The following is an 18485-nucleotide window of genomic DNA, read 5'->3' on the forward strand; positions in this document are numbered from 1 at the left end:
AGCTGATAATCTAAAATCCAAAATCTAAAATCCAAAATGGTCAAGATGCGGGCGTTATTGTCTGGATATTACGGTAAAGGTAATGGTGGTGACGAAGCTTTGTTGGCAACGCTTTTGCAAATGTTACCACCAGATGTTACGCCTGTGGTGCTTTCGGGGAATCCAGAGGAAACGCGCGATCGCTACAATGTAGAAACCTACAATCGCATGGCTCCCTTACCTGTACTGCAAGCTTTACGCTCTTGCGATGCCTTGATTTGGGGCGGCGGCAGTCTCATTCAGGATGTTACCAGTACCATCAGCCCATTTTATTATGGGGGACTGATGGCGTTGGCGCAGAAAATGGGTTTGAAAACTGTTGCTTGGGCGCAGGGTATTGGCCCGTTAGTGCGTCCGCAAACTAACTGGTTAGCACGGCAAACCTTTGCTAATTGTACCAAAGTTAGTGTCCGCGATCGCGCCAGTGCTGCTTTATTATCTGATTGGCAAATTCCTTGTATTATAGCTCCTGACCCAGTTTGGGCGTTGGAATCTAAACCAGTACCAGGACTTTGGGATTTACCTGCGCCGAGAGTTGCTCTAACGTTGCGATCGCATCCCCAACTGACTCAAACACGCCTAGCAAACTTGACTCGGGCTTTGGTGGATTTTCAAAAAGCCACGCAGGCTTTCATTTTACTACTGCCGTTTCAAAAAAGTGAAGATTTAAGTATTGCCGAAGCTATTCAACCCCAACTTAAAGATGTCAGCAAGATTTTGTGTCTGGAAGATCCGCAACTTTTGAAAGGTGTGTTTCGCGGTGTCGAGATGGCAATTGGGATGCGCCTACACAGCTTGATTATGGCTGCGGCTGAAGGTTGTCGCTGTTTTGCTCTCAGTTATGACCCTAAGGTAAATCGTCTTATGGAAGACTTGGAAATGCCTGGGTGGGATTTAGCGAGTTTACCCGAAGACCCTAATTTGATTAGTCTGACTTGGATGGAGCATTACGCTAACGGTGATCCGTTATCACCTGACCAAATACAATCTTTGGTAGATAGAGCGTTAATGCATCGTGAGTTATTGAGTCAAGCTTTATTTAATAATTAAGACTAAAAAAATACAAAACTTCGTTTAAGTAAGTAAGCGCAAATAATTATAAAATGATGTAGCGTAACGCACCGAAAACCTGAAATAGTGCCCTGTGGAAGCCGTAACACACCCTACAGCTACTTCTCCTTCGCTTTCCTTCTTTACGAAAGGCTGCACCCTAAGCGTAGCTATGCCGTAGGCTTTACGGGACGCACAAGGGACAAAGACGCTCTTGCTAGCTTCCTTCACCGTAGGAGTACGGAAGGTTTCTGTCCTGGAAGCAAGTGGCGTGGAAAGACGCGTCTTCGCTGGTAATCTTATGGCGGGAAGAGAGTAATTGTCAAAATTTTATAAAGTGATTATAAAATTACTTAAGTATCTGTTAGAAAAATCGATTTCAGCGATATTATTTCTGAAATACAGAAATAATTATTGAGATTATTCAAATGATCAGCTTTGGCTTTTGGAACCTAATTATAGTAATTGTAATTGCTTTAGTTATCAAAAATAATTGGCAATTAGATGGTGAAAAGGCAGCCTGGGAAAATTCTTTATTCTTAAAATCTTCTGTGATTCAACGGTTGATACAATTTTTTCGTCAACCAATTGTTAACTTTATCGTCCAAGCAACTGTTGTATTAGTCGTTACAAGATTTCTCTGTTATACAGGTTGGCTAGTTTATTTCCTAAACCAACCACATCCACCCTTATGGGATTTTCAGTGGTATTATGTGGCGAGTAAATTGGCTCATCAACATTTGAGTCCCTTTAATGTCGAGATTTTTAACCAAACTTTCTGTACCATAACTAAAGTGTGTGGATCTCTTCCACCGTTTGTCTATCCACCTAATATTATTCCTCTGGTCTGGTTTCTCGGTTATTTTTCGATGAATACTGCATTTAAAATCTCGATTGTGATGCATATATTAGCAATCGGTTTGGCCTTATGGGGAGCGAATATCCTCTTAGAGTCGAAGTCACCAGCTTTGAGAACTATTTGCACAATCTCGGTTGCCTTGATTTATGGCTTAGTTCGCGATTTTCAAGTTGGTAATATTGCCATTTTCATTGCAGTTCTGATTTTATGGATGTTTATCTTTGCTAGAAAAAATCAGGATATTCCAGCAGGAATTTGCTTAGGGCTTGCCCTTTGTAAACCAACATTAGCTGGATTATTCATTCTGTACTTTCTACTTAAAAAACGGTACTCTCTAGTTTTTGTATCTATTGTCATAGTAACTTCTTTAGCATTTTTAGGTCTAGCATTGACAGGTAATTCTTTGACACAATTCGTGTCGGATGCATCTCGTGGATTTTCCCTCTGGCAAAACGATCCCTCTGTTAGCCCTTATATATCGATCAGTCGTCTCGATTTGATGGTTGTTGGACCGAGATTACTTCCCAATAATCCATTTTTTGCCAAGCTTTTGTCAAACTTAATTGTTCTGATACTTGTTGGTTTGGCGGGTTGGTATTGGTATCTACAACAATCTTTCACTGACTGGTCAAAAAAAATATATTTAGCAGAAATGGTAATAGTTTCTTGCTTGAGTATTGCCATCACATATTCGCAGGAAACTAGTTCTGTAATGTTAATACCTGCTGTTGTTTTTTTGCTCAATGATTTGCTGTATCAGATCAGGCATTGTAAATTCTCTAGGAGAAGAATGTCTGTTTGGTTAGCAGGGGTTTGCTGTCTAGCAGTGCAAACAGCAGTTATTCATAGCTGGCTCATCCACTCTCTAGCAAACCGCTGGAATGTGAAAGCAGGGGAATTGCCATACATCATGAAGGTAACTATCTTCGCCCTACCGAGTTATGCGGTTTTAGGAATTACTTTGAGTATTTTAGTTTTAGCAATTAGTTCTCTTCGTCAAAAACAGGTTCTGAAATTTGAACCTTTGAATCGGGTGTCAATTTAACATGAGTTCAAGGGGTCATATAGTGTTCGCCTAATTAGTCGAATAAAAAACCTCTAAAAGGTTTTACTACACAAGACCTTTCCCTCTGCAACGGGCTAGAGGGAAAGGTTTGAACTTAGTTCAAGCACAGGGAGAGGTTCGTTGAACTCACGTCAATTTAGAACACCAGGAATCATCTTGATGCTACAATTTAAAATCAATTTTGCCTTTAAGCGCTGACAATTCCTGACCACTGAACTTTTTTCTCTTTCTCCCGGCGGTAAGAAAAGAAATGTTCTGGAGTTTGAAAAGTACAATAAGGTGCGATCGCAACTTGTTCTGCACTAATCCCCAAATTTTCCAGTTGTAAGGTATTCACTCGCCGCACATCCAGCTTTACCTTTTCAGGATTGGGATCTTCCAGCAAGGGTGAATTGGGTAGCTCATGTAATGCAGTTAAAATTTTTTCTTGATCATCATGTGGTATAATACTAGCCCCAATTTCGGCAGCCACTTCGATAGACACTTGGTAAACCTCACCAGCGATCGCCGGGCCCATCGCAATTCTTAAATCATCGAGTTTGCTGCCTTGAGATTGGAGTCGAGCGATCGCTAAGGGCACAATTTTCTTCGCAGTCCCCCGCCAGCCTGCGTGTAATGCTGCCACCCGTCCAGTTACCACATCCCCAATCAGTACGGGTGTACAATCTGCACTAGCTACCCAGACTGCTTGTAGAGGCTGCTCACTAATTAAACCATCCGCTGATGCTAAATCCTCCCCAACAGTGCTTAAGAAGCTCTCAACTTCTTGGGGAGTGAGAACAGTATTGCCATGAACCTGCTTTAAGCGATAGACTGATGCCGCTGGTTGCAATACTTCTGTGATAACTTGTGGCGATCGCGGCCAAAACTGCTGGGTAAAGAAGCCGTGATGCCAATGTTCCAGAATACTACAAGTTAAATAGGGCAGTCCTTCCCAATTGCGCCAGTACCAAGTGTGCATCTTCAACCAAACCTAAACAGAAATCACTCATCAGCCAATCAATGTTAACTTGAACAACCGAATTTGGCTTAACTCCTGTGGAATTTAATCTGCAAAACTTGGAAGCAGCCTTGAAAGCAGGGCGTAAGTATACATATTTACCATTTTCTCTTCACTTTTTTGAAAGCGTCTCCTCAACTAACCAAACTCTCTGGAACTTGCTCAACCAAGGGGCTATTTCAGGAACAGTAGTAATTGCAACTGTGCAATCTGCTGGGCGGGGACAATGGGGACGCCAGTGGATTTCTCCTGTTGGGGGATTATATGTTTCGGTGGCAATTTCTTTCGACTACAAAATAGAGGCTACTGACAGCTACCAGCTAACTTTTGCTAGTGCTTGGGGAATTGCGTCTCAATTACGCCAATGCGGTGTAGATGTTGGGATAAAATGGCCCAATGATTTAGTTTTAAATGGTCGCAAACTAGGCGGCATTTTGACAGAAACCAAAGTAAACAAAGGACAAATCACCCAAGCAGTAATTGGTGTTGGTATTAATTGGACAAACCCAGTACCGGAAACTGGAATCAATCTGGAATCGTGGCAAGGTTCCCAAGATTTCAGACCAATTTCTTGTCTGGAAATGCTAACCTCTACAGTCTTACTGGGAATAGAATCCGGTATGGAGTGCCTTTGTCAAGAAGGAGTAAGCATACTCTTGTCTCGCTATTTAGATTTGCTTACAAACATGGGTGATAAAGTGTACGTCAATAATCTTTCAGGTACTGTAGTTGGGGTGACTCCTCAAGGAAATTTACGAGTTGATTTAGAAACAGATGATACAAAGGAACTAATTACACCGGAAATTTATATTGAACCCGGTACAATCAGTTTGGGGTACCAAAAATCTTCCGTTTAAATTTGAGGTTTGTTCAAAATTTCGCTCTTTGGGCAAGACAAACCATTAGCATCATCTCTTTAGGCTAATTACACACAACTGAGAGAACAAATGACGCAGCGCAATAATTCTGCCCATCATCGTTTGCATTACTTATGGCAGCAAGGTCTAACGAAAAAACGTTTTGCCTCAACGCTACCAGCTCAGAGTCTTTGTTGGCTGAGTAGCGTCAGCCTCCTTAGCGGCGGCTTTGTGTTTGCCCAAACGGAAACACAAGTAGACAATATTGTTCCCACTGTTGAAAGTTCCCAACCAACAGCAGTTACAAATCCAGTAAAAAAACAGGCTGTAGCACCGGAAGCTGCTCAAGCGCAACCGGAATTTTCGCAACGACGAGCTAGACTCAGCCAGAGATTACATAAGCCAAAGGTTGCTCAATCAAAAGAGCCAGTTAGGCAGTCTACACCCAAAATCGAGGCTGCCCAAGCTGTTGTGATTATCAGACAGTCAAAACCCAAGGTAGAAACCTCCCAGGTTATTCCTGCAAGGGTGAGACTGGAAAAACCCAATACCCCTGCCCGTTCTTTACCTGAAAAACTAAGAGAAGTTGCTCAACCAGCAAATAACTCGAACAGCACTGTCAGTGCAACGGCGGGGAAAACCAAGGATTATAATAACGCCTATATTGATCCTAATAGTTATGACAGTGGTGCCACAGGTATTTATCAAGCACCAAATTCCGTAATCCTCACAGAACGCGCCAGTGGTTGTCGAGCCATTTTACCTTCAGGGCAAAGTGTATTAGGCGGCGTTTGTGCCAAAGTACCCCAGGGGAGTGTAGCTGATTCTAATGGTAAACCAGCACCTAATTGGCTCAAAAGAAGTCAAAATGCCCAATTAGCAGTAGTTCCACCCGTGCGGCAGATTGCAACTACTGGCAACACCAGCAGATGGCGTCCTACTCAAAGTGGTTCTAGTGGTGTCACCAAGAGCGCATTTCGCCCGAATCGGTTTATCCCGAGTCCTGGCGAGTTCAGCCCCACAACAGTGAGTGCAACTCCCATCGCACCGAGTGGCGGGACTTTACCTCCACCAATGGCAGATGGCAACATTGCACCCCGCCCCAGTACCGTAGCTTACGACTTCTCGCTGGCATCAGTATTACCGCAAATCCCCTACACTGGGGTAGTCGCTTATAGTGGTACGGGAATGATGTATCCATTATCTATTCCCGCTCCCATTACTTCTTTGTTTGGTTGGCGAGTTCATCCAATTACAGGTAATCAACGCTTCCATGCTGGTACAGACTTAGGTGCGCCTATGGGAACACCAGTTTTGGCAGCAGCTGCTGGTCAAGTGGAAACTGCTAACTGGGTGGGTGGTTATGGTTTAACCGTTATCCTGAATCACAAATCCGCTGAACAAACTCTCTACGGTCACATGTCAGAGATCCTTGTTCAACCTGGTCAGTGGGTACAACCTGGAACTGTGATCGGGCTAGTTGGCAGCACCGGGAACTCCACAGGCCCTCACCTGCACTTTGAAGTTCGCCACCTAACACAAGATGGGTGGGTTGCGACTGACCCAGGCGTGCAATTACAGTCCGCCCTCAGCCAGTTAGTCCGAGGTTCGCAAACTGCTCAGGTAAGCCAACAACCAGGCAGCTAGATTGGAAATTTTGGATTCTGGATTAATTTAAAATCCAAAATCCAAAATCTAAAATTCAGAGATACCCGTGTTCTGCTAAGAATGCGGGTGTAATGCCATCTATACTAGTTTCATCAGGGGCTGTGGTGTGTGGGTTGCCAGAGGAAAAGAATTTTTCCACATATTTGCCGAGAATATCCCCTTCTAGATTCACCAAACTGTCAGGAACCAAATAGCGAAGATTTGTCTCGGCATAGGTGAGGGGAATCACTGCCACCTTGAATTGGCAGAGTTCTGGCTCATATGAGGCTACTGTGAGGCTGATGCCATTGACAGCAATACTACCTTTAGGGACAATGTACCGGGCGATCGCCTGGGATGCAATAAAGGTCATTTCCCAAGAACTAGCCGTTTGTTCTGCCACTAGCAATCGACCTATGCCGTCTACATGACCCATCACAAAATGACCGCCAACTTTGCTGCCTACCTTTAGCGACGCTTCTAAATTGACATATTTCTGTTGCGTTTGCTTACCTCCCAACGTCGTGCGACGTAGCGTTTCCGGTGAAGCCGTGGCGATAAACCCGTCGTTTAAAACTTTTTCTACTGTCAGGCAAACGCCATCTACTGCAACACTGTCACCATAAGCCAAATCTTGCATAATTACTTCACCCGGCTGGCTTACACAAGTAATTTGCCAAGAATCACCCCCTAAGGGTTCCATCGTTCCTAATGCCTGGATTAATCCTGTAAACACGGCTTTTTTGTCAAACTAACTCTATTTATTGCCTAATTGTGCCTGAAGTCAATTGGTAATTGTCACAGAAATCTAGAACATCCAAGTATATTTTCTGACTTTTTTTCATCTAGGAATATTAACACATTAGCATCCTTCACGAGGCATACTTGGGTAAGAAGGTTATTGTCTAAGAAGACCAATTTGACTTACTCTGGTTTTCACCACAAGTTCGGAGTTTAATAGAAGCAATTATAGAGAACGAATGCTTATGTTTATTACTCTCGCCAAACTGCCCAATAAGGGGTACTATTTGTTACACAGCATCCAAGGCTCTCAAAGGATTGTAGAGGCTTAGCCAATGATTGAAATGAAAGTCGCTGGCATAGCATTAGATGCCATAACCCGCAGCCCGATCGTCCTTTTGAAAGATTCTTCAGATCGGCGGGCTTTGCCAATTTACATCGGTCAGGAACAGGCTAGGGCAATTATGGGTGCATTGGAGAATCAGAAGCCTCCCAGACCCTTAACCCACGACTTGATTGTGAATCTTCTAGAGACCTGGAACATGACTCTAGAAAAGGTGATTATTCATTCCCTGCAAAAGGATACATTTTATGCGGCTTTAATTGTTCAGCAAGGCGATGTTAAAAAAGAAATTGACGCGCGTCCTAGCGATGCGATCGCCATTGCCCTCCGTACAAATACCCCTATATGGGTAATGGAAGAAGTTATTGCCGATGCTTCTATCCCTGTTGATCGCGATGCAGATGAAGCCGAACAGCAAGCCTTCCGTGAATTTATTTCCAATCTCCGTCCTGAAGATTTGATCAAGCGCTTTGGTAATGGCGACAGCTAGGCCAATTTTAGATTTTGAATTTTGGATTTTAGATTGAAGGAAAAATCTAAAATCTAAAATCCAAAATCTAAAATCTAAAATTGAATGGCTCCTAACTTTGTTAAAGATGCAATACCGACGTTTTGGGAAAACGAATCTGCGCCTATCGGTTTTTTCTCTGGGAACAATGCGCTACCTGGCTTCTTTTGAAAATGCTCACCAGACTATCGAACAAGCCTTAGCGCTAGGAATTAATCATCTAGAAACCGCCAAAGGTTACGGCAAAAGTGAGGAGTATCTTGGTAGGGCGCTAAAAGCTGGGTTGTCAGTACCCCGAACGAGGCTTCACGTCACTACCAAAATCCCAGCCACAGCAGATGCTGATTCCATGCGTCGGTACATCGATGAATCCCTAGAACGATTACAGCTAGATTATTTAGATTGCTTAGGTGTTCATGGCTTGAACACTTGGCAACATTTGGAGTGGGTACTAGCCAAAAATGGCTGTATGCAAGCCGTAGAGGAAGCGATCGCTGATGGTCGAGTCCGACACGTTGGTTTTTCCACCCACGGGCCATTAGAGCTAATTCAGGCAGCAATCAATACAGATTTTTTTGAATTTGTCTATCTGCATTATTACTATTTTTTCCAACGGCACGCACCAGCGATTCAGCTAGCTGCCGAAAAGGACATGGGCATTTTTATAATTTCCCCTGCTGACAAGGGAGGACGCCTCTATACGCCACCCCAAACCCTAATAGACCTGTGTCACCCGTATTCACCCTTAGAGCTAAACTATCGTTTTTTACTTGCAGATAGCCGTATTACTACTTTAAGTATCGGGCCAGCAAACCCAGATGAATTAAAGCAACTTTTGCAAATAGCTGACTATGATGGAGAGTTAACATCAGCAGAAATTTCTGCTTTCCAGGAATTAGAAAATCACCAAAAAGTTGCTTTGCAAACTGATAAGTGTAGCCAGTGTTATGCTTGTTTACCCTGTCCAGAAAATATCAATATTCCAGAGGTGTTGCGGTTACGTAATCTTGCAGTAGCATACGACATGAAAGATTATGGACAATATCGTTACGGAATGTTTGAAAATGCTGGTCACTGGTTCCCTGGAATGAAAGCCAACCGCTGTACAGAATGCGGTGACTGTTTGCCTCGGTGTCCAGAAAACTTAGATATTCCAGCTTTATTGAAAGATACTCACCAAAAATTAAGTGGGAAAGCAGGTAGGAGATTATGGGATTGACACTCTTCTGATTTCTATAGCGATTCTTAATTGGATGGAATACAGACCTAACCCCCAACTCCAACGCTACAAGCGTTGGAGGGTAAGATTTTAAAGCTTCTCTCTTTTTATATTTTGCGCCTATCACAGCATTACAGCCGATAAAAATGTAAAATTTATAAAGATTAAAAGAGTTAGGAAGATCCGCTGCACCTGGGGTATCTCGTCCAAAAAAAGATGAAAATTAAAAAAAAAGAAATGTCCTGCGCCAATCACTGACGGTTTTCCGCTACAGTGGACGGGCTGTAAGCTTAGTATGGACTACTAGCCGATCGCTTACTATTCTTCTGGCAAGTTTAACAATAGTTGCTGGTCTTTTACCGGCGGCGATATCCTACATCAGTAAATTAATTGTTGATGCAGTGGTATTTGCATCTCAAGTTAACTCACACAATGGTTTTGTCAATATTTATCCCTCGCTATTTTATGTTGGATTAGAAGCGATCGCTATAACTCTACTAGCAGGCAGTCAGCGGGGACTCACCATTTGTCAGTCGTTATTGCGGGCGCTAATGGGTCAGCGGGTGAATGTACTCATCTTAGAAAAGGCGCTGACACTGGATCTTAGGCAGTTTGAAGACTCAGAATTTTATGACAAATTGACCAATGCCCGACGAGAAGCATCAGTTCGTCCCCTTTCCCTAGTAAGCCGCACTTTTGGGTTAGTGCAAAATGCTCTTTCCCTAATCACCTACGGTATTTTGCTAGTAAATTTCTCAGTTTGGGCGGTGCTGGTACTGATTTTGGCAGCCATGCCTGTATTTATTGCGGAAACTAAATTTGCTGGAGAAGCCTTTCGCTTGTTTAGTTGGCGTGCGTCAGAAACTCGTGAACAGCATTACTTAGAAAATCTGCTAGCAAGAGAAGATTTTGTCACAGAAGTCAAACTCTACCAGCTGGGAGAGATGTTGCTAGGACGTTACCGCAACCTATTTGATCAACTCTATGGCGAAGACCGCGATTTGACTCTGCGGCGAGGACTGTGGGGGTATCTCCTGGGTTTAGTCAGTACTGGTGCTTTTTACCTAGCTTATGCTTGGATTGTGTTGGAAACAGTGCTAGGTAAGATTTCCTTGGGAGATATGACAATGTATCTCACTGTGTTTCGCCAAGGACAATCTACTTTTTCCAATGCCCTCACTTCTATTGGAGGGATGTATGAAGACAACCTATATCTATCAAATCTCTACGATTTCCTCGAAGAGAAAGTACCACAAACTTGGGGTAAGGCAACCATTGGTTTAAATCCCCAAGATGGTATCCGTTTTGAGAACGTATCATTTACTTATCCAGGAAGTTCCAAGCCAGCCTTGAGAAACATTTCACTGCATTTGAAACCCAGAGAGAAACTGGCAATTGTGGGTGAAAACGGTTCTGGTAAAACTACCTTAATCAAACTACTTACCCGACTCTACACTCCTGACTCTGGGCGAATTTTCTTAGATGGCTTGGATTTGCAGGAATGGGATGTAGATGTGTTGCGGCGTCGCATTGGTGTAATTTTTCAGAACTTTGTCCGCTACCAGTTCACTGTGGGTGAGAATATTGGCGTGGGCGATGTAGAACATCTCGAAAATAAAACCAACTGGCAAACTGCTGCCCAAAAAGGCATGGCCCAATCTTTTATTGACCAATTACCCCAAAGCTTCCAAACTCAGCTTGGTCGTTGGTTTAAGGAAGGACAGGAACTTTCTGGGGGACAGTGGCAGAAAATTGCCCTGTCTCGTGCTTTTATGCGATCGCAAGCAGATATCTTGGTGTTAGATGAACCAACATCAGCAATAGATGCCCAAGCTGAGTTTGAGATTTTCAATCATTTTCGCGCTACTACTCAAAATCAGATGGTACTATTGATTTCCCATCGCTTCTCAACGGTACGGATGGCTGACAAAATCTTAGTAATAGAAAACGGGGAAGTTATAGAACAGGGAACTCACAAAGAATTGTTACAGGTACGAGGACGTTATGCCAAATTATTTCAGTTACAAGCAGCTGGTTATCAGTAGGAAAGGAAGCTAACAGTTACTTTGTGAATTCAGATAGCGATCGCATTTGTAACCGTACCCTTTGAGATTTCCCTACAGGATTTATATAACAAGGTGAAGTTTGAGGTTGTTGAGTCGGAAGGGGAAAGTGCTGATGTTGAGGGATTGGGGTAGGGGTGCGATCGCTTTACTTGTGCAGAGTATCTTAAAAAGATTTAAGCCACTTTTAACGGTTTCTGAGGAAAAGTAATTGGCTCTGGCAAAGGTTTTCCTTGCTCTTCATACCATTCAATCAGAGATTCAATTACCTCTTGCCCATGTTTAGCGGCTTCTTCATAACTCTTACCATGAGTGTGGAATTGCTGCCAAGGAAATTCTGGTAAGTGTACCAAGTAGCAATTATCCTCGTCTGACCATTGAATTACCATACTGTAGCGATCGCTCATTATTCCTACGCCATATAATTATTGTTGCCTATAAAGTTGATAGAGCGATTGCCTAATTCATCTTTACTGACTAAGGTGATCATCTGATTTAATTGAGCGATTACTTTGCTTATCCAAAGCAGATAGTGGATATTTCGTAAACTCTCCTACCTATCAAATAGGGTTAGTAACAATAAAAGTTAAGGTATCATCCACAACTAGAGAATAAGAATTATTTTTTACTCTAAATTATATTAGTATATTTATACTAATAGCAGCCTCAAGCCGCTAATCTATAGTATCTGCAAAGGATTAGATGCTAATGAATATTGATCAAGCAAAAGAAAAATTTAACTTACTATACACAGAATTAACACAAAGCTGCATAAAAATTGAGACTGAACAGGATGCACGGTTCCAAGTTATTGACCGCATTTTGACAGAAGTTTTGGGATGGCAGAGAGAAGAAATTCTTACAGAGCCTCATACAGACAGTGGCTATATTGATTACCTAATAACGTCTAGAGGACGCAGCAGGCTTGTAGTGGAGGCGAAGCGAACATCAAAGCTACTGATTGATACTCGTCAACCACGTATGGCTTGCTACAAAGTTGGTGGTTCTGCGCTTGAGTCAGCAGCAGATGGATTAAATCAAGCAAAACGCTATTGTACTGACAAAGCTGTGTTGTTTTGTGCTTTGACAACAGGTTTTGAGTGGATTGGCTTCTGGGCCCTTCGTACTGACGGTACGCCTCCAAGTGAGGGTAAAGCAATTGTATTCCCTAACCTTGAATCTATTCAACAGAATTTTGCTACCTTCTACGACGTGTTCTCACGAGAGGGAATTTTAGAAGATTTATACAAAACGTACATATATGAGGCAGAAGGATTAAAAATTAGTCATAATGAATCTCTTTATTCAGTAGTTGAGAATTCTGATAGATATTTACTTACAAAGTCTGCATTATTCAAAGATATTGAGAATGTCTACCACAGCTTTTTCACTAGTATGTCAGGGGAAGACGATCCTGATATGCTTGCCAAATGTTTTGTGGAATCAAAAGAAAGTAGAGAAGCCGATGAAAATTTACAAAAAATAACACGAAATTTATTGAATAGGATTGATATTGTTAATTCGGCGAAGGGTATTGAGCTACAAAATCAAATCCGTAATGCTGTAGAATTACAGAAAGGAGAATTTGTTTTAATAATAGGTAATAAAGGAGCTGGAAAAACTACATTTATAGATAGATTTTTTCGTCTAATCTTAGACAAAAATCTTAGAGAACATTGTTTATTAATTAGGGTTGATTTAGCTGATTCCAATGGTGAACAAGCTACTATTACTAGTTGGCTAACAGAGCAACTAAAAATTGAGTTAGAGAATGGCTTATTTAAAGGTGAATATCCATCATATAGCGAACTTCAAGGAGTATTTTTTCAAGAATATCAAAGATGGAGATGTGGAGAGCGTAAGCCTTTGTATGAAAGGAACAAAAATGAATTTAAGGAAAAATTTGGAGAATATATAGCAGATTTTACTGAAAAACATCCAGATGATTATGTAATGAAATTGATTAAAAATGCTACAAAAGCAAGAGGATTAATGCCATGTATAGTTTTTGATAACACTGATCATTTCCCACAGATATTCCAAGAAGCAGTGTTTCAATATGCACAATCTATATATAGAAAAGTTTTTTCATTTATTATTTGTCCAATAACAGATCGAACGATTTGGCAGTTGTCAAAGTCAGGTCCACTACAGTCATATGAAAATCAAGCTTTTTATCTTCCTGTACCGTCTACAAAAGACGTTTTAGCTAAACGGATAGAATTTATAAAAGAAAAAGCAATAGAAGATTCAGAAGCGAGCAAAAAATACTTTACTAAAAAAGGTATTCGTTTATCAATTCCTAACATTAGTGCTTTTGCTTTTGCTGTAGAAGATATATTTATTAATGAAGATTACATAGGACGCGTAGTAGGGTGGCTCTCTAATCATGATATCAGAAGAAGTTTACAAATTGCTCGAAGAATTATCACTTCACCTATCACTGATATTTCTTTACTTGTAAATGCTTATGTAATTGGTAAAAAGTCTCAAATCAGTCATTGGCAAATAAAAAAAGCACTATTAGTTGGAGATTATAATCACTTTTATCAAAAAGATAGCAATTTTATTTTAAACCTTTTTGAAGTTCAACCTAGCAGTATTACAAGCCCACTACTGAGGTTATCTATACTACGCTTATTATCTGACACATATTCTGAGAACTCAGATGCAGAAAAGAATTATCTGTATATTGATGATATTCTAAATTATTTTGAGCCTGTGACAATCAACAGGATTCTAGTTAAGGAACACTTAAAGGCTCTTCTGGATTATCGCCTCATTGAAACCTATGACCCAACTGATGCAAATATTTACGAATTACAAAGAGTTAAAATTACTCCTTGCGGACGTATACATTACGAATTTGCTGTTGAAGAAAAAGAAGGAATTTATATAGGTCAAATGGCTTTAAATACGCCTATCGCTAGTCAAAGTTATCTTGTGCGTGTGCGTGATTTTATGAAAAAGAAAAGAACTCGACAAGATTGGGTAGTTATTATTAAGTTATTTGTTGAATATTGCTTGCAACAAGATAGTCTATATATTTCTTTACCTCAAAAACAAATTTATGATAGCCAAAGAAAATTACGAGAACGCATCAGTCAACGTTGGACTTAAGTAAAAATTCATTATCAGGATGCTAAAGAACCAAACCTCACCCTATGCTTTCCCCACCATCCCCCACCAACTTAGATAAAATTACTATGGTGCTAGTTAACCCTTCCTAAATCTGATCAAAAGCGATCGCTTCCCAACCTTCCCTTCAATGTTCTGAACTACTCACGCCAGTAGGTAATTGGAATTGTGTTAAAGCTGCTGTGGAAAATGGGGCAGATACGATTTACTTCGGTTTTGATCGGTTTAACGCAAGAATGCGGGTACAAAATTTTACTGAGTCGGATATCTTTAAAATATTAGTTAAGGTGAAAATATATATTGGATATAAGTAAAAATCTTTTTTACTGTGATGATCAGCCAATCATCCACCTCAGACATATGGTTGAAAATTGGCAAGCCAACAATCTGTACTTTTACAGTTATGCATAATATTTCCATACCCAATAATTGGAATACTGCCCTTTACCAAGACAAACACGCTTTTGTCTGGCAGTATGGCGAGGACTTACTAAAATTCCTCAACCCTAAGCCAGAAGAATCGATTTTGGATCTTGGCTGTGGTACTGGACAACTCACAGAAAAAATTGCCCAAACTGGGGCTGAAGTAATGGGAGTTGATCATGCAGCCACGATGATCGAGAAGGCAAGACAAAACTATCCCCATATCCGCTTTGATGTTGCTGATGCTAGGAATTTTCAAGTAGACAAGCCATTGGATGCTGTATTTTCCAACGCTGTACTACATTGGGTGAAAGAAGCAGATAGTGCGATCGCTTCCATACATCAATCCCTAAAACCCGGAGGGCGTTTTGTCGCAGAATTTGGTGGTAAGGGGAATATACAGGCGATCGTTACAGCTTTGGAAAGCGCCTTAGAACCATTTAATATTTCTGCACAAACCCTAAATCCTTGGTATTACCCTAGTATTGGTGAGTACGCCAGCTTACTGGAACAGCAAGGCTTTGATGTCATTCATGCCATGCTTTTTGCTCGTCCAACTCCTTTAGCAGACAAAGAAGCAGGTATGGCAAACTGGATTCAGATGTTCGCCAGTGCTTTTTTAACATTGCTCCCTGCTGACCAACAAACACAAGTAATTCGCGCCGTAGAGGAATATCTCAAGCCGACGCTGTATCAACAAGGAACTTGGACAGCAGACTATCGAAGAATTCGCATCGTTGCTATTAAACTTTAAATTGTGCGAATTTTGACTTGTGCTTTAATTACGTTAGCGTAGCGGTAGCGAGTCCGCCAGCGTCATTACGAATTACGAATTAGTATCAGTTATGCATATACCCAAATTGTGCGATCGCCCTACAGCCCTTCTCCTAAAGGAGACGCTACGCATAGCTTGCTTCCACGTTCGCGCAGCGTCCCGTAGGGAAGTGGTACGGGCATCCTACGGCAGGCGTTGGCGCAGCCATCGCCAGATATCGTTTTCATTACTACTAACCATTAGCCTCACTACTTTACTAATCCCGCCCTCACTAGCGCAAACCCCCCCAATACCGTTGCCTTCTAGTGCGCCTCTGGAACTAGACTTATTAACCAAGCCAAAAGACTATGTGATCACAGCTAACACCGTTAACCCAGCACAATTGACCGTTCCCAGTTTATGGTGGGCACAACAAAACTTGGAGAAAAAGCTATTGGACAATTGGATAGCATATCCAGCTTCTGAAAAAGAACCTGCACGGGTAGACTTGATCGTGAATCAGCAAATTTGGAGCTTACTAGAGTATATAGAGCGTTACGATTTTGTAAATCGCTTAGGTAGCGCTGCACGGAACTTTGGTTACAATGTCCGGGTATTTAATTATCAAAAAGAACCCTTGGCAACCTACACTTGCAACTTTAGTACAAGTCCAGCTTTATGCAGTATCCAAACGACTGTTAAGAACAAGATAGGGTTACAGCGTTCTTTATAGAAAAGGGAGTGGGGAGTAGTAATGCTAAGTGCTGAGTGCTGAATGGGGAATCTCACTTATTTACTCATAACTCAGAATTCAAAAAAGAGAAACTGTTTTGCCCAATACCCAATTAAATTTTAATTTTAGCGAATAAAGACTCGTATTGTTTTATTGCTAGTGGGGATAAGGGAAGCAAAAATTCACTTTTATTGAAAACTTCGCGATCGCTCTGTAACAGGCTCCATAATGGTTCTTGGATATCGTCAGCTGCAATATTTGTAGAAATTGGTGAATTACTTTTGGTCAGCACCGAAATTTGTTTAGCTGTGCTTGGTTGCCAACAAAAATCAATCCATTGATCTGATAAAGTACCCGTAGTAATACCAGCAGGACGTACCCACAAGTCTGCCCAGATTGCTGTTCCTGACTGGGGGATAACTGCGGTAAGTTGCGGATAACGTCCCAGAACTGGCAGTACATCGCTTGACCAACCAACTGCTAGCCAAGTGTCTCCCATAATTAGAGGTTCCAAGTAGTTATCGGAACTGTAGAACTTCACCTGTTGATTTAATATCTGTAATTCCTTTTCCAAGTCTGGTACTTGGTCAAGATCCTCTGTATTGTAAGATTTTCCTAGCTTCTTTAAAACCAGACCAATAACTTCTCGTGGTTGATTAAGTAGGGAAATGCGCTGCTGCATTCCATCTCGCCACAAATCACTCCAATCTTTGGGCGTCCATCCCAATTTTTGCAAGCTGTCACGGTTATAAACAATCACTGTGCTACCCCACCGATAAGGCGCACCCCACACCTTCCCTTGAGTATCCAAGTTCCCTTGGTCGTTACGCGTTACCAGTTTCTTCCACCTTTGATCTAAAGCAGACCACTGCTTTAATTGGTTTCCCTGTATCTCTTGGAGTGGTTGAATCAGTTTCTGCTCAATAGCTGCTTTTAGCCAGTAATCTCCCAATGTCACTAGGTCTACATCAGCCGTTTTTTGACCTTGCCTAAAGGGTATAAAACGTTTCCATCCCTGCTCATCAGTGGCTTTTGGTTTCTGCTGCCAATTTTGTAATTGCCGAAATAAATCCTGTATCTGCTCGACTGGAGCAAACTTTAACTGCACCTGTTGCTGCAAACCTTTGTGGAACTGATTCACCACCTGACCAGGTATAGAACCTTTTAATAACTGTACTTTTAGTTGCGTTTGCTTGTTTCCACCACAGCCAAAAAGCAGTTGTGAAAGTGCCAGTGTACTTGTACCTAGCAAAAAAGACCGTCGATCCATTGATTTTGGATTTGAGATTTTGGATTATACCTAATATTAAGCAGAGATTCACCAGAAGCTGACTAGCTGAAAAAGTGGAGTTGGAAAATTATCGGTATTTTTCTTTGATAATACGGATAAATCTGAATATTTGACTCAAATTAGGGAGTTTTTCGGCAAATAACTGCCTAAGCATTAATTTTTCCCCATAAATTTCCTTAGTGCTACTTGTAGTAAATCTTTACTTATATTTAGAAGTAATGATTTAAATGTCACATTTTCCTCAAAAATTATCAATACTTAAATAATTCATAAGTATTGTTAAGATTGGGAGTAAATTGAATAACATATAGAAAATGTACGGATAAAGGTATTAAATGGAGCTATTACAGCAGCAGATCCTGACTTTAAGCAAAAAACTGGATGCCCTGTGCCAAGTAATTGAGCAGCTTGATGGTAAAGTCACTCAAGCTTTCTCAGAGTGTTCTTTAGCAAATACACAAGCAAAGGATAATTATCAGGAAAATGACGTAGCTGGAGCCTACCAGTTCAAAGGACGTATCAGCTTAAATCCAGAAATGGAACATAAGGATGTATTGACAGATGGCATTTATCTAGACATGCATCGTCAATCTGGAGATAACATAACACCAGAAATTCAAATACAACGACTGACAGCACAATTAACAGCAGCATACAATCGCATTGCTGCTTTAGAAGAACAATTACTCAGAGAGAGAATTCATTAAATTTAACCTAAGTTTAACGAATTAAAAAAATGGCTGGAGGTAGGGAA

15 protein-coding genes and 1 pseudogene are annotated in these 18485 nt (G+C 41.3%); 12 read left to right on the top strand and 4 right to left on the bottom strand.

Annotated elements, in window-relative coordinates:
* The first annotated feature begins 45 nt into the window (after positions 1 to 45).
* Both csaB and Q0541_RS25240 read left to right on the top strand, forming a co-directional pair.
* Positions 46 to 1089, top strand: a complete 1044-nt coding sequence (csaB, locus tag Q0541_RS25235) for a polysaccharide pyruvyl transferase CsaB (RefSeq protein ID WP_298917249.1) — start codon at positions 46 to 48, stop codon at positions 1087 to 1089.
* Between the two features lie 428 nt (positions 1090 to 1517).
* On the top strand, positions 1518 to 2993 hold the full coding sequence (locus Q0541_RS25240) for a glycosyltransferase family 87 protein (protein WP_298917255.1): 1476 nt from the start codon (positions 1518 to 1520) through the stop codon (positions 2991 to 2993).
* A 208-nt stretch (positions 2994 to 3201) separates the two neighbouring features.
* Here the strand turns inward: Q0541_RS25240 and pgeF are convergent, their stop codons facing one another.
* The gene (pgeF, locus tag Q0541_RS25245; RefSeq protein ID WP_298917258.1) at positions 3202 to 3975 is read right to left on the bottom strand and encodes a peptidoglycan editing factor PgeF; all 774 of its coding nucleotides are present in this window, start codon (positions 3973 to 3975) and stop codon (positions 3202 to 3204) included.
* 77 nt (positions 3976 to 4052) lie between these two features.
* Here pgeF and Q0541_RS25250 point away from each other — a divergent pair, with 77 nt between their 5' ends.
* Both Q0541_RS25250 and Q0541_RS25255 read left to right on the top strand, forming a co-directional pair.
* A complete protein-coding gene (locus Q0541_RS25250) occupies positions 4053 to 4871 on the top strand; it encodes a biotin--[acetyl-CoA-carboxylase] ligase (RefSeq protein WP_298917261.1) in 819 nt (272 codons plus the stop codon).
* Between the two features lie 90 nt (positions 4872 to 4961).
* Complete coding sequence (locus Q0541_RS25255; RefSeq protein WP_298917264.1) at positions 4962 to 6518, top strand: M23 family metallopeptidase; 1557 nt, start codon at positions 4962 to 4964, stop codon at positions 6516 to 6518.
* 55 nt (positions 6519 to 6573) lie between these two features.
* Here the strand turns inward: Q0541_RS25255 and Q0541_RS25260 are convergent, their stop codons facing one another.
* Positions 6574 to 7254 carry a riboflavin synthase gene (locus tag Q0541_RS25260; RefSeq protein WP_298917267.1) on the bottom strand — a complete coding sequence of 227 codons (681 nt, stop codon included), beginning with the start codon at positions 7252 to 7254 and terminating at the stop codon, positions 6574 to 6576.
* A 340-nt stretch (positions 7255 to 7594) separates the two neighbouring features.
* Between Q0541_RS25260 and Q0541_RS25265 the strand changes: the two genes are divergently transcribed.
* From Q0541_RS25265 to Q0541_RS25280, 4 genes and pseudogenes are all read left to right on the top strand, one after another.
* A complete protein-coding gene (locus tag Q0541_RS25265) occupies positions 7595 to 8092 on the top strand; it encodes a bifunctional nuclease family protein (RefSeq protein ID WP_273768592.1) in 498 nt (165 codons plus the stop codon).
* 106 nt (positions 8093 to 8198) lie between these two features.
* On the top strand, positions 8199 to 9329 hold the full coding sequence (locus Q0541_RS25270; RefSeq protein ID WP_298917274.1) for an aldo/keto reductase: 1131 nt from the start codon (positions 8199 to 8201) through the stop codon (positions 9327 to 9329).
* Positions 9330 to 9571: 242 nt separating this feature from the next.
* Entirely contained in the window at positions 9572 to 11374 is a 1803-nt protein-coding gene (locus Q0541_RS25275; RefSeq protein ID WP_298917363.1) for an ABC transporter ATP-binding protein, read from the top strand.
* A 36-nt stretch (positions 11375 to 11410) separates the two neighbouring features.
* Positions 11411 to 11527 (top strand): annotated as a pseudogene (locus Q0541_RS25280) (Uma2 family endonuclease); the annotation flags it as partial.
* Between the two features lie 41 nt (positions 11528 to 11568).
* Here Q0541_RS25280 and Q0541_RS25285 read toward each other — a convergent pair.
* Complete coding sequence (locus Q0541_RS25285) at positions 11569 to 11799, bottom strand: type II toxin-antitoxin system HicB family antitoxin (protein ID WP_109012102.1); 231 nt, start codon at positions 11797 to 11799, stop codon at positions 11569 to 11571.
* A gap of 301 nt (positions 11800 to 12100) precedes the next feature.
* On the opposite strand from Q0541_RS25285, the gene Q0541_RS25290 reads away from it, so the two are divergent.
* From Q0541_RS25290 to Q0541_RS25300, 3 genes are all read left to right on the top strand, one after another.
* On the top strand, positions 12101 to 14512 hold the full coding sequence (locus Q0541_RS25290) for an AAA family ATPase (protein WP_298917283.1): 2412 nt from the start codon (positions 12101 to 12103) through the stop codon (positions 14510 to 14512).
* A 421-nt stretch (positions 14513 to 14933) separates the two neighbouring features.
* Entirely contained in the window at positions 14934 to 15707 is a 774-nt protein-coding gene (locus Q0541_RS25295; RefSeq protein ID WP_298917365.1) for a class I SAM-dependent methyltransferase, read from the top strand.
* Positions 15708 to 15942: 235 nt separating this feature from the next.
* Positions 15943 to 16440 carry a hypothetical protein gene (locus tag Q0541_RS25300; protein ID WP_298917368.1) on the top strand — a complete coding sequence of 166 codons (498 nt, stop codon included), beginning with the start codon at positions 15943 to 15945 and terminating at the stop codon, positions 16438 to 16440.
* 112 nt (positions 16441 to 16552) lie between these two features.
* Here Q0541_RS25300 and Q0541_RS25305 read toward each other — a convergent pair whose 3' ends face one another.
* Positions 16553 to 17710, bottom strand: a complete 1158-nt coding sequence (locus tag Q0541_RS25305) for an extracellular solute-binding protein (protein ID WP_298917286.1) — start codon at positions 17708 to 17710, stop codon at positions 16553 to 16555.
* 356 nt (positions 17711 to 18066) lie between these two features.
* Here Q0541_RS25305 and Q0541_RS25310 point away from each other — a divergent pair, with 356 nt between their 5' ends.
* Positions 18067 to 18438 carry a hypothetical protein gene (locus tag Q0541_RS25310; protein WP_298917288.1) on the top strand — a complete coding sequence of 124 codons (372 nt, stop codon included), beginning with the start codon at positions 18067 to 18069 and terminating at the stop codon, positions 18436 to 18438.
* The last annotated feature ends 47 nt before the right edge of the window (positions 18439 to 18485 follow it).

The organism is uncultured Nostoc sp. (genome assembly GCF_937863485.1).
Taxonomy (GTDB): Bacteria; Cyanobacteriota; Cyanobacteriia; order Cyanobacteriales; family Nostocaceae; genus Nostoc.